Below are 24401 nucleotides of genomic sequence, written 5' to 3' on the forward strand. Positions count from 1 at the left end.
AACAACATCATTACCGTGATATAATTGTCCCTGTACGATAGAGCGTAGGGGGAAACAAATGTGGAAATGAGCAAGGAGAAATTGCAAAAAGCTGAAAATTTTTTGCATGCTAGTTATAACTAAGTTATTGGAACTGATGAGAAAATTCACTCTGATTTTGATGTATTCTTAGAGATGATTTTGACGGGAAATCATAAGACATATAGGTATATTTTGTTTACTGCTTTGCTTGCAAAGGCAACTTTCGGTGAAGATATAAGTGCATTATCTCTTCAAAAAGAATATAAAGGAAAAGGGGCCTATGATGCTAGGAGTTTAGCGCATAAAGTAGTTGTTCCTTTTGAAGGAGAGTTTTTAAATGGGGGCACTCGGAGCCTCGAATGAGCCTTATCTGAATAAACCTGCTCGATTTCCTGCATTATCAAAGGAAAATGCTGTCCGTGCTGGACAAGATAAACAGAAACTAGATTTATTGGTTGACGTTCTTGGTGGCATATCAAAAGAACAGGCAATAGTGATGCTGAAGAAATCTCTTCAAATACTCATTGAAGTCGGTGAAAAAAACAATGATAAGTATAAAATTGATAGCACAAATGACTCTTCTTTATTGAAAACAAAAAATATGCTAAGTGATTTGCTATCAGAAAAGCATGGAGGGGAAACACTTGCAATTTTAATAGGAACTTTGCTAAAAATATATTCTAACTCGCATGAGTTGGGGTATAAGGTTGAGGTTCACAAAGTTAATCAATCCGGTGCATCATCAAAAGAAATTGGCGATATCGATGTTTATGACGGTTCGGTACTAGTTTTTTCGGTAGAAGCAAAAGACAAACCTTTTACACTTCAAGATGTGGAACACAGCCTAAAGAAAAGCCTTTCAGCTGGATTAGATAAATCTATTTTCGTGTACGGAAATTCAATTAATATCTCCGAAGATTTACACAGCTCAGTCAAAGGTCTAGCGGAAAAACATGACAACTTATTAGCTTTTTCTTCCTTCAATGAATTTTCAACATTCATGTTGCTCTTGTCAAATAAATCATCAGTATTGGATTTACCAAGAATTCTGTTGGAAACCGCCAAAGAAAGCCTGGCAAGCGACTCAACCGTTACGTATCTCAAACAATTCATTAAAGATACATTAGAAACGGATAATTAGTCGCGGGTAAGGATCAAAAAGGTAACTTGCTATGACTGATATACTCTGACTAGCTAAGGAATAAGAGATTCGAAATTAGTCGATTGAAATTATGAAAAATCGCCTAGTCCGCTAAATGTGGGGTACTGGGGTCCGTCAAGTATACAGTTTAAATAGAAAAATAGTTTATGCGGTTTGAACGCGGGATTTTTCGGCTCTTTGTCAACCACTGTGTAAAGCATAAATATTTTTAGAGAAGTTCCGTGAGAATGGCTTAAGCTGTTTTAACAGAACTTTTTGTATCTTTTCCAAGATATGTTTGGAGATAGATCCGAGCTTTAAGATGTTTAAAAGTGCGATAACCATAGGCAGTTCGCTGAATTTGTTTTATTTTACGATTTATACCTTCCAAAGGTCCATTAGTATAATGACGATATTTTGGCTTTAAAGCTGTGATAACAGGAGACAAATTAACAAAGAGCGTCAGTAGTACTTTGTCAGCTTTAGAGACGTTATGGCAAGAACCTGAGCACTTTTGGTGTACTTCGTCAAGACGCTGTTTGAATATTTTCAGCTTAGAGGTCGTTGATGATCTCAATATGCCTTACGAAAATTTTGATCAGCTAACTGAAGCCCCTGAGCGACCAAGCGTTCAGAGGTGACCCATTTACGTTGTGATCTTTCATAAAATTGATGAGTACAGTTTAGATCATCATACCGCTTTAAGAAAAGTTTCCAGTTACGTTTAAATAACCTATAGTTTTTAGAACTATGATCAAAGCGATTTATCAAGTCAGTACGCATTGAATTTACAGCCCGGTTGAGCATTTGAACGATGTGGGATCTGTCGATGATGATCTTGGCGTTAGGAAATAGCCTTTTGATAAGATCGACATAGTAAGAATAAGAATTTAGATTTCAACTAACAGTTCGGACTAAGCTTCTCACAGGATCAGGAAACCGCATGAAGTAATTGAAATAGTCTGTTTCAAGTGATTAGGAAAGATAGTCTGTATAGCATGATTAACAGCGTCTAAACAAATAAAATAATAAGTGTTGTGAGTTCCTCGTAACCTAGCTGAACAAGCAGAGATACTGGTTTGATATGTCGATTGACAGAAAGAACTCTGATGAATGTTTAGGAGTAAAACCATTGCGATAAAATGAAGTAGTTCCGCAGTTATGGCATCTAAAAGTAGCTGATTCCTGAGGTAAAAAAACAATAGTAGCAGGAAAAATAAGATAATTGATACCTCTAAGAGTATCAAGATAAGGCTTAGCCTCAAAACGAAGCTGTGGATCATGACGATCAAGGCAAGATTTAACTATCGAATCGATCGAATTTGTAGTATAATTTGAAGAGGTCATAATGGGCATCATACTTTCTAGTTGAGTTTTCGTGGTAGGATGCACAAGAGAGAGATGCCATTATGACTCTTTTTTATGTATTCGTATACCATATCAAAAAAGCTGTACATTACATAGCAAAAAAATAGAGATTGTGATAATGGTTGTTGCAGAAAATAGATTAGCTTCAAAGTTATTTGTATATATTAGCCCATAATAGTCGAGAAAATTAAGTTCAATGTTTTAAAGATTTTACTTTAAGCATGTGTGAACTTGAAGTTAGTTGTTTTACTCTTGATTTTCTTCTCAAGTTTATTTACGCAGTTTGTAAAATCAAGTTAGAAAAATAAAAAATCCATTTGTGATAGACTTTTGAGTACCGACAAACAAAAGTAAAGGAAAATCACAAATGACCTACAATCATCTTATCATAAGCGAACTATCATTCATACAAAATTTTTGGAGTCAAGGTATTAAAGCTTATATTGCAGCCAAGGCTTTAAAGCGTAGTGCTGAAACTATCTATCGCGTCTACCGTTTCCTTGATACTGGAAAGACGATCTCTGAATACTATGAAAATTATCAAGCTAATAAAGCTAAGTCTGGGCGTAAATCGCTCGTATTACCTAATGACGAACTTGAGTACATCAAGGAAAAAGTTGGTTTAGGTTGGACTCCTGATACGATCATCGGACGTAATGAAAAACATATCAGTTGTTCGATGCACACTCTCTATCGTATCTTCAAACGCTCCAGTAAACTAGATATCACCTCTCTTCCAATGAAAGGCAAACGACATCCAAACGGTTATGTTAAACGTCGTGGTAAAGCTGGACGATTAGGTCGTAGTATTTCAGACCGCTATAAAGAATATCCTAACTATCATAATGAATTTGGACATCGTAAAGCCGATACGATCCAAGGCAAAAAGCATAAGGGAGTAGTGATGACCTTAGTGGAGCGCAAGTCTAAGGCTGTTATCGTTTTGAATACACATCATAAAAATGATAAAGCGATCTTTGAAAAACTTGATAAGCTACTTTCTGCTACTCCTAGACGATTCTTTAAATCGATCACATTCGATAATGGTAAAGAATTCGCTAAATGGAAATATATCGCTAATAAGCATGATATCAGTGCCTACTTTGCTGATGTAGGTGCACCTAACCAACGAGCGTTAAATGAACAGACAAATGGATTACCCAGGAAAGATGGACTAGGAAAAGATATGGATTTTAGTGATCTTTCCAATGACTATGTTCAACAAGTAGCTAGCTATAGAAACAATATTCCACGTAAAAGTTTAAACTATAAGACACCACTAGAAATATTCATGAAGTATATTACAAATGAGCAGTTAGCCTTTTTCTAACTTGATTTGACAATTCAGGAAACTAGAAAATATAATGGGGTGGGCTACACCCTTAAGCTATCTGAGCTAGTCAATGTCATTACCCTCTTGTTAGGATATGGGAACACTAGCGTTGATGGTAGTAAATAAAATTTAGGAAAGGAAAAGCTATATTTCTTTCTCAAATGTAATCATTTGATATATTTGATTACGTTTGTTCATATTTTATATAGCAGCAATGGATCATGGAAATTATTGTAGTTAAAGATAAATTTGAAGGTGGCAAAAAAGCAGCCGAGATTTTTAAACAAGAACATGATAGCGGTGCCAAAGTTTTTGGTTTAGCTACTGGTGGGACCCCAGAAACAACTTATGAACAAATAGTTGCAAGCGACCTTGACTTTAGCGATGATGTTTCAGTCAACTTGGATGAGTATGTCGGCTTAGCCCCTGATGATGAGCAAAGTTACCACTATTACATGCAACATCATCTTTTTGACAAAAAGCCTTTCAAGAAGTCATATTTGCCAGATGGCACGAACCTTGATGAAAAAGCCGAGACTAAGCGTTATAGCCAAGTGATCGCCACTGATCCGATCGATCTACAACTTCTCGGGATCGGTGAAAATGGACATATTGGTTTCAATGAACCTGGAAGTGCCTTTGATTCAACGACTTCCAAGATCCATTTGACCGACTCAACGATCAAAGCCAATTCACGCTACTTTGACAACTACGAAGATGTGCCTAAATATGCTTATTCAATGGGCATTGGCGAGATCATGCGAGCAAAGAAGATCTTGCTGGAAGCATTTGGCAAAAACAAAGCCAAAGCGGTCAAAGCGATGGTCGAAGGTGAAGTAACGACAGATGTTCCCGCAAGTATTTTGCAAAAGCATCCAAATGTAACAGTGATCGTAGATGAAGATGCTGCTTCATTGTTAAATTTAGACTAGAAGTGTCAGGGTATCAACAGAGATAGTGTTACGCTGAAGATGAAATTAAAGTACAAACGTATGGGCCCATATTTAGCTAAGTACAACAACAGGTGTGCCGACTAAAGACCATACAGAGGTTACTGCTTTGAATAACATGCGCTTTTATCTGCGCAATGTTTTTAGATTTTTGCGCATTAAGTCTGATCTTTATTTTAAGGATATGGTTTATTTTTACCGCGATCTTAGCCGATCATGCTACAAAAGTCGTGATCGGCTTTTTTGTTGATTTAAAAGAAAATTTTTTAATTATGGTATATAATGTCTATTGTGTAGCCACATTTTGGTTAATACTGAGTTTAAATTGAAAAGCGAGAATCGAAATGAAAAATAAACTATTATCCGGAACTTTTTGGATGATGCTTGGGAGTATCCTTTCACGAATCTTAGGGATCATATATCTTATCCCGTGGCTGATGATGATCGGTTCACCTAGTGATCAAAATGCTGCCCAGGCTATTTTTAATGCAGCGTATACACCGTATGCTCTGTTTCTATCGCTCGGAGTAGCTGGCTTTCCAACTGCGATCGCACGCCAAGTCGCTGAGTATAATGGGCAAAATCGCTTTAAAGATAGTGTCCATGTTTTTAAATACGGAATGTTGTTCATGCTCTTTACGGGTTCGTTGTGTGGGCTACTACTCTATATTTTTGCCCCAATGATCGCACAAAGAAGTGCGGTCGTCTCGACTGAGGTAGCGACAACAGCGATCCGGGTGATGGTGCCGACCTTGATCATTTTGCCACCGATGAGTATGATCCGAGGCTTTTATCAAGGTAACTCCGATATGCAACCGATGGGCGTTTCTCAATTATGGGAACAATTGATCCGAGTGCTCTTTATTTTGGGAGCAACTTATTGGATCATGCTCGTCCAACATGGAAGTTACATCAAAGCGGTCAATTACAGTACATTTGCGACCTTTATCGGGGCTTTAGCAAGTTACATATATTTGATCGCCTATTCGAGAAAGCGTATGAGACATTATCGCGAACTTTACCATGAAAGTGTTCCTGTTCACGATATGCATGTTTTTACGATCTTTAAAAATATTTTCAAAGAAGCTTTACCCTTTATCTTTGTTGGTTCAGCGATCACGATCTACCAATTTATCGATCAGCTGACTTTTAAAGATATCATGGTCGAGCTGACAGGCTTGGATGCGTTACAAGCTCAGGATCTATACACGTATTTTTCAGCTAACCCAAGTAAGATCACGACCGTCGTTATCTCGTTAACGATCGCGATCTCTGAATCTTCCTTGCCGTTATTAGCAACATTAGCCAAGCAAAATGACAAGCGTCAGATCGGAAAAACGATCGCACAAAACATCGAATTGATGCTACTGACACTTTTGCCAAGTTCGCTATTATTAGCGGTACTCTCTTGGGAAGTAAACGGGGTATTTTTCCCCTTTAGTCGTTTGGGAGCCAATTTGTTAGCGTATGCCTTAGTTACAAGTATTGCGCTGGCTTTGTTTACGGATTTCTTTACGATCGTTCAATCACTTGGTAAACATCGCTTAGCTGTGCGTTATTTGACTTTAGGGATCATTTTAAAATTAGCCTTACAAGTTCCGTTGACCTATCTTTTTGGGGCGTACGGTGCTTTAAGTGCGACGACAGTGTCATTTTTACTGATCTCTTTAGGGGTCTATGGCCAGATCAAGAAGCATTATCTAGTAAGAGGTCAGATGAAAAATGTGAAGTTGATCATTGTGATCAATTTATTGGTAGCTTTAATGGCTTATCTGACAAACAAATTGATCAGTTTAGTTTATCTGCCACAAAATAAATTAACGGCCTTCTTGTATGCAGCGGTCTTTGGCGGGGCCTTTGTTCTGTTATATATCGCCTTGTTGAACAAGAGTGGCATCTTCAAAGAAGTCTTTGGTTTTAAAGTTAAATTAGCCGTCAAGGGCAAACATTAGTCGGAAGCTTAAGTCGTACAAGATGAATAACGCGGGTTCTAGCGTGCGGTGCCTTTTTGCATTGCGCTAGAGCCCGCGTTATTTCTGCTGGTCAATGATGCAAAAAGCGCATCCTTGCCGAACCTAGGCTATCTGTACGGCTCAAAGCGCATTTTTACGCACTGAGTTATTGTCGTGCTCCAAAATGCAGAGCCTAGCAGATAGCTACGGTTGGTCAAAGATGCAAAAAGCGCATCCTTGCCGAACCTAGGCTATCTGTACGGCTCAGAGCGCATTTTTACGCACTGAGTTACTTTAGTTGACAGTTGATAATTTTTTTCTTAAACTTTCAGTGACTAAAAATTTATGGATGGAGATGTTATTGGTGAAACACACTAAATTCCTTACTGCATTAGGCGCCTTTTTATTGGTTGTCTTGACTTTGAGTGCGTGCGCTCCGAGTGAAGATGCCGTAAAAAATAGCTCCTCTTCAGCAAAATCTGATAAGAAAGTTACTTTAAATATTGGAACGATGCCAGCACCGGATTCTTTGCCATTATATGTTGCTCAAAAAGAAGGCTATTTTAAAGATCAAGGCTTGGATGTCAAATTAACTAACTTTAAATCACCTAAAGAGCGTGATGCAGCGATCTCTGGGGGACAATTGGATGCTGCGGTGACTGATGTGGTCGCTTTAGCTAGTTATGTCAATGGTGACCTAGGTTGGAAGAGTGCTACTGGTTTGACCGGTTATTTTGGGATCGTCACAAGTGATGATAGTGTAAAAAATGTAGCTGATCTTAAAGGCAGATCAGTTGCAACTTTGCCACGTCAGACCCCAACATTTTATCTATATCAACAATTAAAGCAAAATGGTCTTTCGGCTAATGACGTAACGATCAAAGAAGTCCCAGCTATTCCAGCCCGTTTGCAATTGGTCGAACAAAAAAAAGCCGACGCTACGATCTTGCCTGATCCATTTTTGAGTATGGCTAAAGCAAGTGGGTTAAAAGAGATCGCTAAAAGTGATCCTAAGACTTACCAAACAACGATCCTTGGTGTAGATAAGAAATTAGGTGATGACAGGGCTACTTTGGCAAAATTGACGACAGCATATAATAAGGCAGTTGCTCAGATAAATAAGCATAAAGCTAGCGATTATCAAGAGATCTTGACCAAAGACCTCGGCTTCCCAGAAGTGGTTGCTAAAAACTACACTTTGCCTCATTATGAAAAAGCCGGGCGTGTCCCAGCTAAGATGCTTCAAGCAGCCTTCAACTACGCTAAAGAAGAGGGGATCTTGAAAAATAATATTGATGCTAGTCACTACCAATTACCGGTGGCTAAGTAATGTTTGAACTTGAGCACTTGACGATCGGATATGCAAAGCGTCAAGTCATCACCGATCTTAGCTTAACGATCCCTGAACAGACGATCTTAGCCATTTTAGGTCCATCTGGTAGTGGAAAAACAACGCTTTTAAATGCGATCGCAGGCTTATTGCCTCATAGTGGTGAGATCTATTTAAATGCTAGACCAGTCACGCCTAAACAAGCAACACTCGCACTAGTGCCCCAAGATTATGGCTTATTACCTTGGAAACGTGTCATACAAAACATCGAACTAGGGGCTAAGCTCAAAGGACAAAAGCTAGATAATAAAAAAATACAGCAGCTGTGTGAGACTTTGGAATTGACAGACGTTTTAATGCGTTATCCCAGTCAGCTTTCTGGGGGACAAAAGCAACGGGTGGCCTTAGCGCGGGCCTTTGCCTTGACACCTGAGCTATTATTGTTGGATGAAGCTTTTTCAGCTTTAGATACAGTGATCAAGCGCCGAGCCCAACAGTTGTTTTTAGCACAGTGGCAACAAAGTCCGGTGACGACATTAATGGTCACGCATGATCTAAAAGAAGCTTTACAACTCAGTGACCAGATCTTGATCTTGACCAAAGACCAGCCACGTTTAATTAAAAATCCTCTTCAAGCGATCACGTTTGCTAAACGCGCTCACCCAGAGATCTTGACGCCGGCTTTGACGAAATTAGAAGGGTTGGTGTCAACATTATGGTAAAACGCGGACTGCAATTACTGTATGCTGTGCTCATCTTGCATGTTTTGTGGGCACTTGGGGCTTGGCTCGTGGATCGGCCAATTTTACCGACACCTTGGGCTGTATATATGTATTTTCCACACTTGCTGAATATGGATCTATGGTGGAATATCTACTTTAGTTTATATCGGTTGGCGCTGAGTTTAGTGTTTGCGACGCTTATCGGTGTTCCATTAGGGATCATGAGTGTCCGTTTGCCTAAATTCGGAGCTTTATTTGAACCTTTAGTGTATTTTACGTATCCGATCCCAAAGATCGCTTTATTGCCTGTGATCATGTTGCTAGCGGGCTTAGGCAATGCCTCAAAGATCATCACGATCACTTTGATCATCGTCTTTCAGATCATCATCGGGGTCCGGGATGCAGTCAAGCAGATCGCTCCTACGATGTATCAAGTACTAGATGTGCTGGCAGCAAATCGGTGGCAGACCTTTGTCAATGTTACGGGACCAGCGAGTTTGGCGGGCTTTTTTTCTGCGCTAAAGATCGCTTTGGGGACTGCCATTGCTACGCTCTTTTTCACGGAGATGTATGGGACACAGTATGGTATGGGGTACTATATCATGGATCAGTGGAATCGCTTGGATTATTTAGCGATGTTTGGCGGGATCATTGTGATCAGTGTGGTCTCATTTTTGTTGTTTTTAACGATCAGCGGTTTAGAGCGTTACTGCTTACGTTGGCAAAATAAATAATAGGTGAAAGTTCAGTCGCAAGTAGGCTGAACTTTTTTGTTGACATTTGTAAACTAAGGTGTATTATATAATTGTGATTACAAATGTAAACGAAAGAGGGAGAAATAAATGGCACAAGCATTGACACTAGTTGTAGCAGTAGCTTTGATCGGATTTATCAGTTGGTGGTTCTTTGGCAAACATGAGCAAAAAGAGGTAAGTGCAACGATGAAAGACAAAAATTTGCAAAAAGTAAAAGTTGTAGTTGATGGGGGGTATACGCCAAACACGGTCGTTTTGAAAAAGGGTGTCCCAGCTGAGATAGTTTTTGAACGTAAAGATCCATCAGCATGTTTGGAAAAGGTCGTCTTTGAAGACTTTGGGATCAATGAGACTTTGCCAAAAGATCAAGACCATGCGATCAAGATCGATACGCACAAGGCGGGTGAATTCAATTATGCTTGTGGAATGAACATGTTTCATGGGAAGGTGGTCGTTAAATGATGTCATATCAAAAACGTTTTTGGCTTGCCTTAGTTTTATCGCTACCGATGTTGGTAGATATGATCTTGATGCCCTTTGGTGTAATGCTACCTGGATACAATTGGATCGCACTGCTCACAACGACGCTGATCATGGCTTTCGCTGCTTATCCATTTTGGCGCAGTGCCTATGCAGCCTTTAAGCATCATAATGCCAATATGGACACATTGGTGGCCTTAGGGACGGCAGTTGCATATTTTTATAGTATTTTTGCGATGGCAACGGGGCGTCCAGTGTACTTTGAAAGTGCCGCCTTCATCACGGTCTTTGTCTTATTAGGGCAAGTTTTTGAAGAAAGAATGCGCAACAATGCTTCGAGTGCTGTCGAAAAGCTCCTCGATCTGCAAGCTAAAGAAGCAACGATCTTGCAAGCTGGTAAACCGGTCAAAATACCGTTAGATCAAGTTAAAGTTGGTGATCTGATCTTAGTCAAGCCAGGAGAAAAGATCGCAGTTGATGGCATCGTTGTTAAAGGCGATTCTTTAGTTGATGAATCGATGGTGACTGGGGAAAGTATGCCAGTTGAAAAAACAAAGGGTGAACCAGTTATCGGGGCAACGTTAAATACCGATGGAACTTTGGTATTTGAAGCTAAAAAAGTTGGTGCAGAAACTTTACTAGCTCAGATCGTTGAATTGGTCAAAAAAGCTCAGACCAGTCATGCACCGATCCAAAAATTAACGGACAAGATCTCAAATTATTTTGTCCCGTTAGTAATGATCTTAGCGATCGTAACTTATGTCGTTTGGTACGTCTTTTTAGGTGCAAGTGCGATCACAGCTCTGCTCTACGCGATCGCTGTGATCGTGATCGCTTGTCCGTGTGCGCTGGGATTAGCGACGCCAACAGCTTTGATGGTCGGAACAGGTCGGAGCGCTAAAATGGGCGTTTTGATCAAAAATGGTGAAGTTTTAGAGTTAGTTGATCAATTAAGAACGATCGTCTTAGATAAAACGGGGACGATCACTGAAGGAAAACCGGTCGTAACGGATGTAGTCGGTGCAAACAGCCGAGAAGTTTTGGCGGTGGCAGCTAGTTTAGAAGCTACTTCAGAACACCCATTAGCCCAAGCGATCTTAAAACAAGCAGAACAAGAACAGTTAAAATTAAGTCCAGTGACTGACTTTAAAGCCCAAAAAGGGATGGGGGTGACTGCCAAAGTTGAAGATCAGATAGCCTTTATCGGAAATGAACGTCTCTTGGGTAATGCTAAATTGACCAGCGAGCAACAACAAACGCTCCATAAATTACAAGCTCAAGGCAAAACCGTTTCCCTAGTTGGCTTAGCGGATAAAGTTATTGGTATGGTCGCTATTCAAGATGCCCCCAAACCGACTTCTAAGCAGGCCTTGGCATTGTTGCAAGCTCAGGGCTTAAAGACCGTGATGTTGACAGGTGATAATGAACGGGCAGCTCGAGCGATCGCTAAAGAAGTTGGGATCGATGAAGTTATTGCTGGGGTCTTACCACAAGAAAAAGCAAATTACATCGAACAAGAACAAAAACAAGGAAAAACTGCCTTTGTTGGGGATGGAATCAATGATGCGCCTGCTTTGACGACTGCAGATGTCGGGATCGCAATGGGAGCTGGTTCTGATATTGCGATCGAAGCTGGCGGGATCGTTTTAGTCCAAAATGATCTCATGGGTGTCGTTAAAGCTTTGAAGCTAAGTCAAAAGACCTTCCAACGGATCAAATTGAATTTGTTTTGGGCATTGATCTATAATGTGGTCGGGATCCCGATCGCAGCTGGTGTCTTTATGGCTTGGGGCTTGACGCTTAGCCCAGAATTAGCCGGTCTAGCAATGGCCTTTAGCTCGATCTCAGTTGTCGGTAGTTCATTATTGTTGAATAAAGTTAAGATATAAAAGTGTGGGCTAATGCAGTCAGCACTGTAAATAGGCAAGTAGCGGCTGGGCTAAAGCGCTACTTGCCTATTTACTTTATTAAACATGATAGCTTAGAGCAGCATTTTAACTATCCTTTCATCACAGCAACAAACCAAGTAAGCCTAAGATAACTTCGAGACCGACGATCTTATGAAACATCAAAACATTACGCGGAAAAGTTGTGACTTTATTGGGTGCTTTGACAAAGCCTTGGACTAGCTGATAGTCACTTTTGACCGTGAAGATGGATAAGACAATGAGCCAGGGGAGATAACCAAGGATCGCGCTTAAGATCAGTCCCAGATAGCTAAAAACATAATTAATTTGCAATAAAGTCAAACTGTGCTTGGTGCCTAGATAATAGGCAAGTGTTTTACGTCCGATCACAACATCTTCATCTTTGTCGCAGATATTATTGGCCAGCATGATGTTAGCGATCGTAAAGACAGCCGGCAAGGAGACGATGCTTCCTGTTAGCCAAAACCAATTATCGTAGGTCGGGGCATTATAGATATTGATATAGACCCCGAGCAAGGTAATATTTAACCCCATTGCTAAACCTGAGGCAAGCTCGCCTAAAGGTGTTTTGAGTAGTGGATAGGGACCGCCAGAATAACAATAGCCGATCAAAAAACTTGATCCCCCTAGCAATAATAGCGGCCATCCGCTTAAGTAGACGAGATACAGGCCACTGATAAAAAAGATAAGCATCAAGATGCCCAATACGCTATAGGCCCATGGGATCGAGATCTCGAAACGTTTGATAATGTTATTAGTGCTATCTTGTACCGTGGTCGAGTTTTGGTAACGGCGATAGTCACTTAATTGGTTATGCCCATTGACCGCTAAATGAAAGCAGATCGCCGAAAGCATCAACAAGAAAGTCTCACCGAGATTTACGTGGTGATAATGATAAGCTGCCATGATCGTGCCCAAGAGCAAGGGCAAGATGGTCAGTAAGGTAGTTTGGGCTTGAACTAGAGCTTTAAAGCGTTGCATAGCTTAGCACCTACTTTCCGTAATAGACCAGGGTCTTAGTAGCCGGAGTCACCAGTAATTTAGTGAGCGAGGCATTAGCTGGTTCGCTTAGGTTTTGCAAATTTCTGATATCTAAAAGTAATGCCGCCAGTAATTTGAGTGTAAAACCGTGGCTGACGACTAAAAGTGTCTGGTCGGGATGCTTTTTAGTGACTTCAGCTAAAAAACTTTCAAGTTTGGCAGTAACTTGCGCATAGGTCGGTCCCCCGGAAACTTCCCATGAGTTAGGTAATAAGTTGTGATGCTCATCAAAATACGTTGGATATTGGGTATAAAGGTCGGACAAAAGTTGACCATCCCAAGTCCCGTAGTCAAACTCGACTAACCGGTCATCTAAAGTTGGGGTAGCTGAGCTGATGAGTTTAGCGGTTTGGACGGCACGTTTGAGCGGGCTGGCATAGACTGCATCAAAACTTACGGTAGCTAGTTTGGCTTTAGCAGCTAAAGCTTGTTGTTTTCCGAGTTTGGTCAGTGGTGTGTCGATCTTGCTACCTTGCATGATCTGCGCTAAATTAGCCTCACTTTGTCCGTGTCGTACACAATAGATAGTTGTCATGATAAATTCCCCCATTTCTGCTTAAATTCTAGTGCAAGCTCGATTTGAAAGTAAAGAAAAAAGCCCTGAAAACAGGACTTTTTCGTTTAGTATCAAAATTACTTGTTTAACGGTTTCCATTCCCAAGCTTCGACTTCAGGTAGGTCAGTACCTTCATCACGAATGTATTGGTGATGTTTTGCAATGATGCTGTCCATTTCAGCAACTAATTCGCCGTACTTGTCTGGCTTAGGCAAGCTCAAGACAGCTGATTTCACTAAGTCGAAACGATCCATTTGGTTTAGGACACGCATGTCAAATGGTGTTGTGATGTCACCATTTTCACGGTAACCATGGATCTTTAGATTGTGGTTGTGGCGATCAAAGAAGATGTCACGGATCAAACCTTCAAAGCCGTGGAAGGCAAAGACAACTGGCTTGTCTTTAGTGAAGTACATATCAAATTCATCATCGCTCAAACCACGTGGGTCAACTTTAGGGCTTCTGAGTTTCAACAAGTCAACAACATTGATGAAGCGGATCTTGAGGTCAGGTAATTTTTCATGCAAGATCGAGATCGCAGCCAAGGTCTCCAAGTTAGGTTCTGTCCCTGCTGCTGCAAAGACAACATCAGGCTCGGCGTTTTGATCGGTCGAAGCCCAATCGATGATCTTAAGCCCTTTATCAACTAATTCTTTAGCTTCAGCAGCTGAGTAGAATTGTTCACGTGGGTGCTTAGATGAAACGATCAAGTTGATCTTGTCGCGGTCGTTTAGGACTTTATCAAAGACGGCCAACAAGGAGTTTGCATCAGCTGGCAGGTATTCACGGATAAATTCAGGTTTCTTATCAGCTAAGTGACCTAAAAGACCTGGATCTTGGTGAGTGTAACCATTGTGATCTTGTTGGAATACTGTTGAAGTAGCTACCACGTTTAGCGAAGGTACTTCTGTTCGCCAAGGAATTTCTTTAGCTTTACGCAACCACTTGAAGTGTTGGGTCAACATGGAGTCAACGACACGCAAGAAGGCTTCGTATGAGGCGAAGAAACCGTGGCGTCCAGTCAAGACATAACCTTCTAAGAAGCCTTCATCTTGGTGTTCAGATAATTGTGAGTCGATGATCCGACCTTGTGGTGCCATGAATTCATCGTTAGGTTCTTTGATATCTAACATCCATTGCCGGTTTGTTTCTTTGAAGAGTGGTGCTAAACGGTTTGACATCGTTTCATCAGGTCCGAAGATGCGGAAGTTCTTGTTAGTATCGTTTAATTTAACGACATCTTCAAGATAACGACCTAAAACCGTCATATCTTGTTCTTTATTCTTACCCGGAGTTGTTGTATCCACAGCATAGTTGCGGAAATCAGGTAACGCTAGATCACGGATCAATGAACCAGGATTTGTATGTGGGTTCATTGCCATTCGTTTGTTGCCCTTAGGTGTCAGTTCAGCCAATTCAGGAACTAAAGCCCCTTTTTCATCAAATAATTCTTCTGGGCGATAGCTTTCTAACCATTCGACCAAAGCATCAGCATGTTGCATATCGTTTTGGTCAACTGGGATCGGGATTTGGTGAGCTCTAAAGGAGTTTTCGATCGGCTTGCCATCCCATTCTTTTGGACCAGTCCAGCCCTTAGGTGCACGGAAGACGATCATTGGCCATACAGGTAATGAATTGTCATTGTTCTTACGTGCATTTTCTTGGATCGCCTTGATCTTTTCGATCGCTTTATCTAAGCCAGCAGCCATTTCTGGGTGCATCTTTTCAGGGTCAGTACCTTCAACAAAGATCGGATCCCAGCCAAGCCCTTCGAAGTATTTACGTAAGTTTTCATTTGATTCACGTGACAAGATCGTTGGGTTGGAGATCTTAAAGCCATTTAAGTTTAAGATCGGTAACACAGCCCCGTCATTTACAGGGTTGATGAACTTGTTTGACATCCAAGAAGCAGCTAACGGACCGGTTTCAGCTTCACCGTCACCAACAACAGCAGCAACGATCAGGTCAGGATTATCTAAGACAGCCCCAGTTGCGTGGGAGATCGAGTACCCCAATTCGCCACCTTCATGGATCGAGCCTGGTGTTTCAGGAGCAGCGTGGGAAGCGACCCCACCTGGGAATGAGAAGCGCTTGAAGAGTTTCTTCATACCTGCAACATCTTGCGTGATCTCTGGGAAAAGTTCAGTATAACTACCATCAAGATATGAGTTAGAAACCATAACTTGACCACCGTGACCTGGACCTTCGATATAGAACATATCAAGATCATATTTGTTGATAACACGGTTCAAGTGAGCATAGATAAAGTTTTGGCCCGCGATCGTACCCCAGTGGCCGATCGGTTTGACTTTTACGTCAGATGCTTCAAGTGGGCGACGTAATAATGGGTTATCTTTTAAGTAAAGTTGCCCTACAGAAACATAGTTAGCGGCACGCCAGTAAGCATCAAGTTTGTTTAAATATTCTTTAGATGAGTAATCTACAGTCATGGCGAGATCTCCTTTGTTAATTTTTTCTACACTTCTATAATAACGTTTTCTCGGGAGATGTCAACCATTTTAAATATTGGAACGTACCAAAAATAAAATTTGCGGAACAAATGCCTATAATAAAGGCTTTTTGCTTGAAATTTCTTTTTGTTCTTGGAGCTTGATCACTTCGATATCCCGTGAGATCATCAATTCTTCATCAGTCGGAACTAACAAAGCCGCGATCTTAGAGTCAGGTTTAGTGATAAAGCCTTCTTCGCCCTTAGAATTGAGCGTATCATCTAATTTGACGCCCATGAATTCGAGTTCGTCACAGACTAACTTTCTGATCACATCAGAATTTTCCCCGATCCCAGCGGTAAAGACGATCCCATCCAAGCCTTTCATTTCGGCGTAGTATTGCCCGATATAGCGTACGATATTTTTGACAAAGAGCGTAACGGCGATCTGAGCGCGTTTGTTGCCGGCATCTTTAGCAGCGATGACGTCTCGCATATCAGATGAGATGCCCGAGATCCCTAAAAGTCCAGAGTGTCTCGTCAAGATCGAGATCATTTCTTCTGGATCGGTGATATTTAGTTTTTTCATCATGTAGGTGACTAACTCGACATCAACGTCACCTGAACGAGTAGCCATTGTGACTCCAGTCAGTGGTGTGAACCCCATCGTCGTATCAAAGGACTTGCCATCTTTGACCGCACATAAAGAAGAACCAGCTCCCAAATGACAAGTGATCAACTTGAGCTCTTTGAGTGGTTTGTTCATCAGCGAAGCAGCTTGGCGCGCGACATAGCGGTGACTGATCCCGTGAGCTCCATAGCGTCGAACGCCATATTTTTCGTACCATTCAAAGGGTACACTGTAGAGATAATTTTTTTCTGGGATCGAATGATGATAGGCGGTGTCAAAGGAAGCGACAGCTAAAGCATTTGGCAAAAGTTTTTTGAAGACTTTGATACCTAGAAGATTGGCCGGATTGTGTAAACGAGCTAAGTCACTGAGCTCAGCGATCTTTTGGATCACATCATCGTCGATAACGACGGAATGATCGAAGTATTCGCCCCCAGCTACAACCCGATGCCCGACTGCGGTGATCTCGTTTAGGTCTTTGATCAAATGGAGTTCGACCAAAAGTTTCAACAAGAGATCAACAGCAAAAGCATGATCTGGGATCGGCAGTTCTTGGTGATATTTTTGCCCGTTATACTTGACGGTCACGCTAGAACCTTTGATCGCGATCCGATCGATCAGTCCGCTTGCTAAAACCTCTTCGGTGGGGATCGCAAATAATTTGAATTTTAAGCTAGAACTACCAGAGTTGATGATCAACGTTTTTTCCATAATGAGGTAAACCCCTTTCATATAGTTAGATCCATTACTATCATAAGCTAACTAGTATCCAATGTAAACGCTTTAGTTTGTGAAGTGATGAGCTATCATAGTGGAAATAACGTCTAGTAAATAACAAAGGGAACACCCTGATGCGTCTGTTGCATCATAGTGTAATGACGCCTATCCATCCCCTTTATGGGGCTTTTTGTTTGTTTCTGTATATTTTTGGTCATTGATATATTTCTCTACAACTTCTTTGCTCATATTGCCCAATGTACTCATATAGTAACTTGGCGACCAAAGATGACCGCCCCAATATTGGCTACGTCGTATTTCTGGATGATTTTGTAAAAAAATATAGGCACTACGTCCTTTGAGCGCCTTAATGGCACTAGCCGGCGCTTTGCTTGGCGGAAAACTGATCAGCATATGAATGTGATCCGGCATGACTTCCATCTTTTCGATTACGATGTCATTGTTATCTGCAACTTGCTGCAAGATAGCTTTCATTTCGTTAGATAAGGCCTCGGTTGTAAAAGTCTGATTGCGATATTTAGTTACCCAGATCAAATGGTAATGGAAATTATAGATATAACGACGAGTATAAATGGCCTCTTTGATTTTTTCTTTAGTCATAATATGGTCTCCTTTGTTAATACATTGACATCATGATATAATGTTATTATATCATGATGGAGGTGAAATCAAGTGAAGTCAATGGCAAAAATGAAATATCATTATGGCCTAAAAATGCGCTGCTATCCTAGTGACCAACAAAAGCAGTTGATTAAAATCAACAGTGACGCTAGTCGCTTTATCTATAACGAAATGGTTGCGATCAATAAGGAACTGATGCAGCTTCGCAGAGTTAAGCTACCGATTGACATAGTTCGGGATCGTATTAAGCAACTAACTATGCGCCAAAACGCTAAGCAAATGTCTAATCACTATCAATTCTTAGAAGATAAACGAATTGATAGTTTGACGAAAGCTAATGCCATTCAGAACTATCGGAAAGCTTGGAATGCTTTTCGGAAGGTTCACACCGCTGGTGTTCCTAAGTTTCATCGAAAGAATTATCGCTGGCGTTATCAAACCAATTGTCAATACCCAGGGCAAAAGACTGCGTTGCTAACTAACGGTACAGTCTGTTTTCTAGATAATAGCCATGTCAAAGTCCCTAAAATCGGACTGTTACGTGTTGCCGGTTCGCAAGCACGGCTTTTGAAAAGAATATGCGAGACTAGAATTGGTACTGTGACGTTGACTAAAGATTCAGCGGATCGCTTCTTCTTATCAATGCAGTTAGCTTCAGATGAATCTTTTGTTAAAGTGGCCAAAGCTACTCATGGGCATGTTGGAATTGATCTTAATACTGATAACTTCTTAACCGACAGTGGAGGTAACATAGTTCCTAATCCACGATATTATCGCACTATTAAAGGTAAATTAGCCAAAGAACAGCGCATTTTATCTAGACGGCAACAACGTGCAAAAAAAGAACATCGTTCTTTACGCGATAGTAAAAATTACCAAAAGCAACGCTTGCTAGTTGCCAAACTTCATGCCAAAGTAATGAACCAAAGACATAATTTTCTCCAACAAATCTCTACTGCATTAATCAAGAACCACGATTTAGTAGTAGCCGAAGAGTTGCGTAGCAAGAATATGCTTAAAAATCATGCTTTAGCACTTAGTATTTCTGACGTTGGTTGGCGAACATTTCTTGGCATGTTGGCTTATAAAGCAAAGCTTTATGGGCGTCAATTTATCACAATCAATCCAAGAAACACCACCCAAACATGTTGCGATTGTGGCTTTGTGATGGGCACTAATGGGACGGACAAACTAACGTTAGATGACCGAAAATGGACTTGTCCTAACTGTGGTATTCACCATATTCGTGACTGGAACGCAGCTAAAAATATTCTTGATAAGGGAACAGCTAAACTAGCTTAGCTTATCTGTCCCTATGGCAACCTGGGGACATAAAAGGCGTTGGTAATTAGACGACCGCTGTTTGATTACAATTTCGGTTGGTCAAATAAGTTGTCCCTATCTACGCAAATTGTGGTTCGAAATCTGTAAGGATTTTCGGCTCACAAGTCACTGACTTTAGTCAGTGGTGGTTGACAGTAATTAACTCACAAACTCACTTGGATTTAATTTAAAAAAGCTAAAAAGCCATATAAAACGATGAGCATCACAGCTAAGCCCCATTGCCATTTAGGTAGGTGATCTTGAAAGCTAAAAGTTCGCGGATAGCCCTCTAAAAAGCCTTGGACCCGCATTGCTTGCGCTAGTGCATCAGACCATTGGATGGAAGTTACGATCAATTTTAGGTAGAGTGCGGGGGTATAAAAATGATAAGGCTGTTGTTTGTTCAAAGCAGCATAACGCATCGAGCGGAGTTGCTTTTGTAAAGCGTTGACCATGTTAGCAGCGGCTAAAAAGCCATAAACAAAGGTCTGGGAGAGCTTGAGATGTAAGACTAAGCTAAATAAGATCTCCTCTAAACTCGCAGTCAAAAGTAGACAACAGCCTAACAATAAATAGCAAAAGAGGCGACTGGTGTATAGAGCTGCATTGGCCCAAGCGTTTGTTTGACTAAAGGCGATAAAAGACCACCAAGTTCCACATGCGAGGGGCAAGCTGATCAATAAGATAAGCCCAAGCTTTTTGAAAGCTACTCGTTGACTAGCAAGATAGAGCAAACACAGAGCACAAAGAGTGATATTTAGCCATAAAACATGGTTAAAAGCGAGCAATATCCCTAGTCCGAACATGAGGATGACTTGGATCGTAGGATTTAAGCGGAATTTTGTCAAGTTTGGTATCCCCCTAGCTTTAGCGTCTGTTCTTCCAAAATAAGTTCATAGTCCAAATGTTCAGTGATCCCTACGCGTTGATGCGAAGTCAATAAGACAGTGGTCTGCTCAGCGTGGCAACTGTCTTTGAGCAAAGTCAAGCAAGTTTGGATACTAGCTTGATCGAGATTGGCGAAGGGCTCATCTAAAAGCAAGACCGGTTGTCCCATCGCTAAAACGCTTAAAAATTGGAGTTTTTGTTGTTGGCCACCGGAGAGTTGGTAAACAGAGTGGTGCGCAAGTTCAGTTAATCCAAGGGCCTGTTTTGCATAAAAGAGTCGCTCTTTAGTCCAATAGTGGGGAGCTAAAGTGTTTTGACTGACAAGGGCGAGTTCTTCTTGAACGGTTGCACAACTAAATTGCGCAGTCGCTTCTTGAAGCATGAGCCCGACTTTTTTTGCCCAACGCTGTTTGAAAAAACGGGGTGGACGTTGCCCAGCATAACTCAAATTTCCTTGATAGGGGATAAGGGTACAAAGCGCTTGGAATAAACTCGATTTACCTACCCCATTTGCTCCGCTCAACAGCCCGAGTTGTCCTTTTGGAAGTGTAAGATCATGCGGTTTTAGCAATAGCTTGTTGCCTCGAGTTAAACTGAGCTGTTTCCAAGTCAATTTCCCGGGTTTTAATGGTTGCCAACGTAAAGGTACAGGGCTGGCCAACGTCGATCTACTCAAGTTAAACTTGATGAGTCGACTGTGATCAGCATTGAAGCGATAGGCAAAATCAAGTAAGTCTTGGTAGCCACTAGGATCATGATCAGCGATGATAAAAGTCTTGCCTTGGTTTTTTAATTTCAATAATAGCTTTAGCAGTTTGTTTTTACTGGTCGGATCAACGTTAGCAAAGGGTTCATCGAGTAAGATGATCTCACTTTCAGTTGCCAGTACACAGGCGAGGGCCGCTTGTTGTTTTTGCCCACCTGACAGCGTAGAGAGTTGGCGGTCTTTGAGCGAAGTTAGTTCTAATTCTTGCAAGATACGTTGTTTTTTGGCGGTGATCTGATCAGCTGGTAGTTGTAAATTTTCAAGGACAAAGGTCAATTGTTGGTCTAAAGTCGCCATGCAAAAGCGTTTGTCAGGATCTTGAAATAGCATACCGATACGTTTAGCTCGCTCAAAGGGCACGATCTGTTCGAGGGGCTGATCTTCTAAAAAGACGCCACCATTAGTGATCTGTCCGCCAAATTGAGGATATAGTCCACAAAGCAATTTAAAAAAGGTCGATTTACCACTGCCCAGAGGAGTTGCTAATAAGCTACAAGTTTGAGGTTCGACGCAAAAATCTAGCTTTTTAAAGAGCGGTGGTCGATCTGAAGCATAGCTAAATGTCAGCTCTCTAAGTTCTAATTTGACCATCAGACACGCACCTTAGCTTTCGAGACGAGTTTTGCGATCTGGTAGATAAGTACGCCATCAAAAAAGGCTAAAGAGAGTAGCCGAATACCAAATAAAGTCAATAACATTGAAAGCGGATAGGCCTGATACCCACTTTGGAAATAGTCCCAAGCAAAGGTCACACTGGCTGAAAAGATCACAGATAGGGTCAGTGCTTTTTTGCCAAAATTTTTATAACCACAAGTCAAAAAGCCTAACTCACTAGCGCTTCCTTGCAAAGCCCCGGTGATCAAGTTAGCGGCGCCCCAGCTGGAAAAAAGTAGCATTTCTGCGGTCGCAGCGAGAAATTCGCCTAGAAAAGCTGCTCCTCGACGTTTCAATAAGATCGCTGCTAGTGGCCCTGCCATCAGCCAGATCCCAAGCATCAGATCATTAGCGTAAGGTTTGAGAAAAGTCGCCGCTAAAGCATAGTATAAATAGCTCGCACCTTGATAGATCAAACCAAAAAAGGCAGCTAAGAGGGCAAGAAAGATAATGTCTTTGACTTGCCAGTGTTGTTTGGTTGAATTTGGATCGTATGTTTGCATACAAAAACCCCCTGCTCAGATTATATAAGCAGGGGTGTGGTGGTTTGGGCGCACAAAAAATGCTAAGCTCCCTCCGCTGGTATTAACCAGATCAGGTGATATGGGTATCTCTCAGCCAAACGGCACCCCAGCTTATATCGCTCACAGTATAGCAGTGTTTATGTGAGCTGTAAAATATTATGCTTATTGCGTAACACTGACGAAAGTATTGAATTTCAAATATTTGTAGTGGAAACGCATGTGTGAATATTCAAACGGTGTTCCGTTATCTAAGAAAAAGACACCTTCCATGATCCCAGTTGGTTCGTGCTCAGTTAAGCCTAATAGTTCACGATCGTTAGGCGTTGATGGCTCCGCAAAGACTGAGAGAAACGATTTAGTGACGGATTGGTTATGCTTATCTTGCATATAGTTAAAGATCGACCCTTTGATCGTTTGTTGATTTAATTTAGGCACGATCTTGATCGGAATATAGCCTGTTTCGATCATAAATGGTTGGTCATCGAAAAGACGTAAGCGCACGATCTTGTAAACAAAATCTTCTGGCTCTAAGAAGAGATCGCGTTGTAATTCTTCACTAGGACGTTCAACATCAAAGCTTAGGACTTTGATCTTAGGTTTTTTCCCGTCCATTTGGAAGTTATCAGTGACCCCTAAGTTAGAACCTTCTTCGTAGTTGAAGACCGATTCATTTTTGAGATATAGGGGATTGATAAAAGTGCCTGAGCCTCTTTTTTTGAAGATGATCCCGTCATTTGCCATACGATTCAAAGCACGCTTGATCGAGCTACGACTAACATTATATTGACTGGCAAGCGTACGTTCATCGGGTAGTTTCATATCGGGGAATTCATGATCAAAGATCTTTTGCTTGAGATTAGAGATGATCTGTTTATAAATAAGTTCGGCCGTAGTTCTCACCCTTTCACTAGTTCTTATTAAATTCTAGTTAACCACAAGAAGAGTAAAACAACAAGAAATAAAAAAATAATATGAGTTTTACTAAAATTTTACTAACTATTTTGACAAATAAATGGTAGAATATCTTTGAGAGAATTGAAACTCATCTGCTGGGAGGAAATAAAATGTCAGTTTTAGTTTTAGGTGGCGCTGGCTATATCGGTTCACACACAGTTGACCGCTTAGTAGACCAAGGCCAAGATGTTGTAGTAGTTGACAGCTTAGTGACAGGTCATAGAGCTGCAGTCAATGATAAGGCGAAGTTTTATCAAGGCGATCTTGCAGATCAAGATTTCATGCGTAAGGTATTTACAGAAAATCCTGAGATCGATGCAGTGATCCACTTTGCTGCTTACTCATTGGTCGCAGAATCGATGAAAAAACCATTGAAGTATTTTGATAACAACACGGCTGGGATGATCAAGTTGTTAGAAGTTATGAATGAATTTGATATCAAAAATATCGTTTTCTCATCAACGGCAGCAACTTATGGTATTCCTGAAAAGATGCCGATCATGGAAAGTGATCCCCAAGATCCGATCAACCCTTATGGTGAAAGTAAGTTGATGATGGAAAAAATCATGCGTTGGGCAGATGAAGCATACGGGACAAAATTTGTCGCATTGCGCTATTTCAACGTGGCAGGGGCTAAGCCAGATGGTTCGATCGGAGAAGATCATGGTCCAGAAACACATTTGATCCCGATCGTTTTACAAGTAGCTCAAGGCAAGCGGGATAAATTACAGATCTATGGTGATGATTACAACACACCAGATGGAACGAACGTGCGTGATTATGTGCACCCATTTGACTTAGCGGATGCGCATATTTTAGCGGTAGATCACTTACGTAAGGGTAACGAGTCTAACGCATTCAACTTAGGTTCTTCGACAGGTTTCTCCAACCTTGAGATCGTTGAAGCAGCTCGCAAGGTAACGGGTAAAGAGATCCCAGCTGAGATCGCCCCAAGACGTGGCGGTGATCCGGATTCCTTGATCGCAAGTTCCGACAAAGCCCGTGAGATCTTAGGCTGGAAGCCACAGTTCGACAACATCGAACGCATCATCGAAACCGCTTGGGCATGGCATTCAAGTCATCCAAACGGTTATGATGACAAATAAGAAGTGCAATTCAGAGCGTTAAGAGACGTATAAATAAGAGTCCCCGACATTATAATGCGTATTTTGCATTGTAATGTCGGGGACTCTTATTTACTAGTCTCTGCTCTGAATTGCACGTTACGGCTATATAGCTTAAATGCGTATTTTGCATTGCGATGTCGGGGACTCTT

At 41.2% G+C, this 24401-nt stretch carries 23 protein-coding genes and 1 riboswitch; of the genes, 12 read left to right on the forward strand and 11 right to left on the reverse strand.

Features of this window, described 5'->3' with window-relative positions; genetic code table 11:
- The first annotated feature begins 174 nt into the window (after nt 1-174).
- Both CPS94_RS11830 and CPS94_RS10630 read left to right on the forward strand, forming a co-directional pair.
- Entirely contained in the window at nt 175-384 is a 210-nt protein-coding gene (locus CPS94_RS11830) for a restriction endonuclease, SacI family (protein ID WP_112286494.1), read from the forward strand.
- Nucleotides 359-1162 carry a restriction endonuclease, SacI family gene (locus CPS94_RS10630; protein ID WP_112286495.1) on the forward strand — a complete coding sequence of 268 codons (804 nt, stop codon included), beginning with the start codon at nt 359-361 and terminating at the stop codon, nt 1160-1162. The genes CPS94_RS11830 and CPS94_RS10630 overlap by 26 nt, the downstream gene beginning before the upstream one ends.
- Nucleotides 1163-1415: 253 nt before the next feature.
- Here CPS94_RS10630 and CPS94_RS11735 read toward each other — a convergent pair whose 3' ends face one another.
- Nucleotides 1416-1739 (reverse strand): transposase, encoded by a 324-nt coding sequence (locus CPS94_RS11735; protein ID WP_112286496.1) that lies wholly within the window; start codon nt 1737-1739, stop codon nt 1416-1418.
- Nucleotides 1736-2026, reverse strand: coding sequence for a transposase (locus CPS94_RS11835; RefSeq protein WP_112286497.1), 291 nt, complete (start codon nt 2024-2026; stop codon nt 1736-1738). Before CPS94_RS11835 ends, CPS94_RS11735 begins: the two co-directional genes overlap by 4 nt.
- 871 nt (nt 2027-2897) lie before the next feature.
- Between CPS94_RS11835 and CPS94_RS10645 the strand changes: the two genes are divergently transcribed.
- The 8 genes from CPS94_RS10645 (at nt 2898) to CPS94_RS10680 (ending at nt 11941) form a co-directional block, all read left to right on the forward strand.
- Nucleotides 2898-3860, forward strand: a complete 963-nt coding sequence (locus CPS94_RS10645) for an IS30 family transposase (RefSeq protein WP_112286498.1) — start codon at nt 2898-2900, stop codon at nt 3858-3860.
- A gap of 224 nt (nt 3861-4084) precedes the next feature.
- Complete coding sequence (locus tag CPS94_RS10650; RefSeq protein WP_004050488.1) at nt 4085-4795, forward strand: glucosamine-6-phosphate deaminase; 711 nt, start codon at nt 4085-4087, stop codon at nt 4793-4795.
- Between the two features lie 362 nt (nt 4796-5157).
- Nucleotides 5158-6765, forward strand: a complete 1608-nt coding sequence (locus CPS94_RS10655) for a putative polysaccharide biosynthesis protein (RefSeq protein WP_112286499.1) — start codon at nt 5158-5160, stop codon at nt 6763-6765.
- A gap of 355 nt (nt 6766-7120) precedes the next feature.
- Nucleotides 7121-8095, forward strand: a complete 975-nt coding sequence (locus CPS94_RS10660) for an ABC transporter substrate-binding protein (protein WP_238145418.1) — start codon at nt 7121-7123, stop codon at nt 8093-8095.
- Nucleotides 8095-8817, forward strand: a complete 723-nt coding sequence (locus tag CPS94_RS10665; protein WP_112286501.1) for an ABC transporter ATP-binding protein — start codon at nt 8095-8097, stop codon at nt 8815-8817. The genes CPS94_RS10660 and CPS94_RS10665 overlap by 1 nt, the downstream gene beginning before the upstream one ends.
- A complete protein-coding gene (locus CPS94_RS10670; protein ID WP_112286502.1) occupies nt 8811-9551 on the forward strand; it encodes an ABC transporter permease in 741 nt (246 codons plus the stop codon). The genes CPS94_RS10665 and CPS94_RS10670 overlap by 7 nt, the downstream gene beginning before the upstream one ends.
- Nucleotides 9552-9659: 108 nt before the next feature.
- Nucleotides 9660-10034, forward strand: coding sequence for a cupredoxin domain-containing protein (locus tag CPS94_RS10675; protein ID WP_089135388.1), 375 nt, complete (start codon nt 9660-9662; stop codon nt 10032-10034).
- On the forward strand, nt 10031-11941 hold the full coding sequence (locus CPS94_RS10680; RefSeq protein ID WP_112286503.1) for a copper-translocating P-type ATPase: 1911 nt from the start codon (nt 10031-10033) through the stop codon (nt 11939-11941). The genes CPS94_RS10675 and CPS94_RS10680 overlap by 4 nt, the downstream gene beginning before the upstream one ends.
- Before the next feature lie 120 nt (nt 11942-12061).
- Here CPS94_RS10680 and CPS94_RS10685 read toward each other — a convergent pair whose 3' ends face one another.
- The 5 genes from CPS94_RS10685 to tnpA form a co-directional block, all read right to left on the reverse strand.
- On the reverse strand, nt 12062-12961 hold the full coding sequence (locus CPS94_RS10685; protein ID WP_112286504.1) for a prenyltransferase: 900 nt from the start codon (nt 12959-12961) through the stop codon (nt 12062-12064).
- A 10-nt stretch (nt 12962-12971) separates the two neighbouring features.
- Nucleotides 12972-13556: a histidine phosphatase family protein gene (locus CPS94_RS10690; RefSeq protein ID WP_112286505.1), complete on the reverse strand. Its 585-nt coding sequence runs from the start codon at nt 13554-13556 to the stop codon at nt 12972-12974.
- Between the two features lie 98 nt (nt 13557-13654).
- Nucleotides 13655-16027 (reverse strand): phosphoketolase family protein, encoded by a 2373-nt coding sequence (locus CPS94_RS10695; RefSeq protein ID WP_112286506.1) that lies wholly within the window; start codon nt 16025-16027, stop codon nt 13655-13657.
- Nucleotides 16028-16141: 114 nt separating this feature from the next.
- Nucleotides 16142-17368 (reverse strand): acetate/propionate family kinase, encoded by a 1227-nt coding sequence (locus CPS94_RS10700; RefSeq protein ID WP_112286507.1) that lies wholly within the window; start codon nt 17366-17368, stop codon nt 16142-16144.
- A 171-nt stretch (nt 17369-17539) separates the two neighbouring features.
- On the reverse strand, nt 17540-17995 hold the full coding sequence (tnpA, locus tag CPS94_RS10705) for an IS200/IS605 family transposase (protein WP_112286508.1): 456 nt from the start codon (nt 17993-17995) through the stop codon (nt 17540-17542).
- A gap of 72 nt (nt 17996-18067) precedes the next feature.
- Here tnpA and CPS94_RS10710 point away from each other — a divergent pair, with 72 nt between their 5' ends.
- The gene (locus CPS94_RS10710) at nt 18068-19318 is read left to right on the forward strand and encodes an RNA-guided endonuclease InsQ/TnpB family protein (RefSeq protein ID WP_112286509.1); all 1251 of its coding nucleotides are present in this window, start codon (nt 18068-18070) and stop codon (nt 19316-19318) included.
- 203 nt (nt 19319-19521) lie between these two features.
- On the opposite strand, the gene CPS94_RS10715 is transcribed toward CPS94_RS10710, so the two are convergent.
- The 4 genes from CPS94_RS10715 to CPS94_RS10730 all read right to left on the reverse strand — a co-directional run bounded on the left by CPS94_RS10715 (nt 19522) and on the right by CPS94_RS10730 (nt 23071).
- Nucleotides 19522-20187: a hypothetical protein gene (locus CPS94_RS10715; protein WP_004050465.1), complete on the reverse strand. Its 666-nt coding sequence runs from the start codon at nt 20185-20187 to the stop codon at nt 19522-19524.
- A complete protein-coding gene (locus CPS94_RS10720; RefSeq protein ID WP_112286510.1) occupies nt 20184-21584 on the reverse strand; it encodes an ATP-binding cassette domain-containing protein in 1401 nt (466 codons plus the stop codon). The genes CPS94_RS10715 and CPS94_RS10720 overlap by 4 nt, the downstream gene beginning before the upstream one ends.
- Nucleotides 21584-22150, reverse strand: a complete 567-nt coding sequence (locus CPS94_RS10725) for an ECF transporter S component (RefSeq protein ID WP_112193284.1) — start codon at nt 22148-22150, stop codon at nt 21584-21586. Before CPS94_RS10725 ends, CPS94_RS10720 begins: the two co-directional genes overlap by 1 nt.
- A 51-nt stretch (nt 22151-22201) precedes the next feature.
- Nucleotides 22202-22290, reverse strand: a riboswitch (TPP riboswitch).
- 43 nt (nt 22291-22333) lie between these two features.
- Entirely contained in the window at nt 22334-23071 is a 738-nt protein-coding gene (locus CPS94_RS10730) for a GntR family transcriptional regulator (RefSeq protein ID WP_112286511.1), read from the reverse strand.
- Nucleotides 23072-23235: 164 nt separating this feature from the next.
- Here CPS94_RS10730 and galE point away from each other — a divergent pair, with 164 nt between their 5' ends.
- Nucleotides 23236-24231 (forward strand): UDP-glucose 4-epimerase GalE, encoded by a 996-nt coding sequence (galE, locus tag CPS94_RS10735; protein WP_112193279.1) that lies wholly within the window; start codon nt 23236-23238, stop codon nt 24229-24231.
- The last annotated feature ends 170 nt before the right edge of the window (nt 24232-24401 follow it).

Origin of the sequence: Ligilactobacillus murinus, assembly GCF_003288115.1 — a bacterium.
In the GTDB taxonomy this organism is placed as follows: domain Bacteria; phylum Bacillota; class Bacilli; order Lactobacillales; family Lactobacillaceae; genus Ligilactobacillus; species Ligilactobacillus murinus.

Excerpts from the sequence above, each read along its gene's own strand:
- CPS94_RS11830 (WP_112286494.1), top strand. The coding sequence starts at position 175 with ATGATTTTGACGGGAAATCATAAGACATATAGGTATATTTTGTTTACT.
- CPS94_RS10670 (WP_112286502.1), top strand. The coding sequence starts at position 8,811 with ATGGTAAAACGCGGACTGCAATTACTGTATGCTGTGCTCATCTTGCAT.
- CPS94_RS10695 (WP_112286506.1), bottom strand. The coding sequence starts at position 16,027 with ATGACTGTAGATTACTCATCTAAAGAATATTTAAACAAACTTGATGCT.
- CPS94_RS10720 (WP_112286510.1), bottom strand. The coding sequence starts at position 21,584 with ATGGTCAAATTAGAACTTAGAGAGCTGACATTTAGCTATGCTTCAGAT.
- CPS94_RS10680 (WP_112286503.1), top strand. The coding sequence starts at position 10,031 with ATGATGTCATATCAAAAACGTTTTTGGCTTGCCTTAGTTTTATCGCTA.
- CPS94_RS10650 (WP_004050488.1), top strand. The coding sequence starts at position 4,085 with ATGGAAATTATTGTAGTTAAAGATAAATTTGAAGGTGGCAAAAAAGCA.
- CPS94_RS10725 (WP_112193284.1), bottom strand. The coding sequence starts at position 22,150 with ATGCAAACATACGATCCAAATTCAACCAAACAACACTGGCAAGTCAAA.
- galE (WP_112193279.1), top strand. The coding sequence starts at position 23,236 with ATGTCAGTTTTAGTTTTAGGTGGCGCTGGCTATATCGGTTCACACACA.
- CPS94_RS10630 (WP_112286495.1), top strand. The coding sequence starts at position 359 with ATGGGGGCACTCGGAGCCTCGAATGAGCCTTATCTGAATAAACCTGCT.
- CPS94_RS10685 (WP_112286504.1), bottom strand. The coding sequence starts at position 12,961 with ATGCAACGCTTTAAAGCTCTAGTTCAAGCCCAAACTACCTTACTGACC.
- CPS94_RS10675 (WP_089135388.1), top strand. The coding sequence starts at position 9,660 with ATGGCACAAGCATTGACACTAGTTGTAGCAGTAGCTTTGATCGGATTT.
- tnpA (WP_112286508.1), bottom strand. The coding sequence starts at position 17,995 with ATGACTAAAGAAAAAATCAAAGAGGCCATTTATACTCGTCGTTATATC.
- CPS94_RS10690 (WP_112286505.1), bottom strand. The coding sequence starts at position 13,556 with ATGACAACTATCTATTGTGTACGACACGGACAAAGTGAGGCTAATTTA.
- CPS94_RS10660 (WP_238145418.1), top strand. The coding sequence starts at position 7,121 with ATGTTATTGGTGAAACACACTAAATTCCTTACTGCATTAGGCGCCTTT.
- CPS94_RS10655 (WP_112286499.1), top strand. The coding sequence starts at position 5,158 with ATGAAAAATAAACTATTATCCGGAACTTTTTGGATGATGCTTGGGAGT.
- CPS94_RS10645 (WP_112286498.1), top strand. The coding sequence starts at position 2,898 with ATGACCTACAATCATCTTATCATAAGCGAACTATCATTCATACAAAAT.
- CPS94_RS10665 (WP_112286501.1), top strand. The coding sequence starts at position 8,095 with ATGTTTGAACTTGAGCACTTGACGATCGGATATGCAAAGCGTCAAGTC.
- CPS94_RS10700 (WP_112286507.1), bottom strand. The coding sequence starts at position 17,368 with ATGGAAAAAACGTTGATCATCAACTCTGGTAGTTCTAGCTTAAAATTC.